Below are 304 nucleotides of genomic sequence, written 5' to 3' on the forward strand. Positions count from 1 at the left end.
CTCACCGCGCTGCTCGGCGAAGCCCGGGTCGAGCCGGTGCCAGTGCCCCACGACTGCACCGACGGGTTCGCTGCGGCCTTCTGGCGTCGACCCGAGGCATACCTCGACCCCGTAGTACGGTCGGGCATATCGATGCTGGCGCAGACCGGAGATAAGGCGCTGCGGCCAGGGCTGGACCGGCTCGCAGCAGATCTGGAGTCCGGCCGTTGGCACGATCGCCACCGCGACCTTCTCGGACGCGAAGACTTCGACGCAGGTTACCGACTGCTCGTCGCTGACGAGTAACCACTGTCCGATGCCCGTG

General features: G+C 67.8%; 1 protein-coding gene. It reads right to left on the reverse strand.

The genetic code is table 11. The features are described from left to right. Nucleotides 1-304: hypothetical protein (locus ACNAW0_RS30825; protein WP_416291551.1), on the reverse strand; the 304-nt coding region annotated here is incomplete at both ends.

It is taken from the genome of Micromonospora sp. SL1-18 (assembly GCF_047921505.1).
In the GTDB taxonomy this organism is placed as follows: domain Bacteria; phylum Actinomycetota; class Actinomycetes; order Mycobacteriales; family Micromonosporaceae; genus Micromonospora.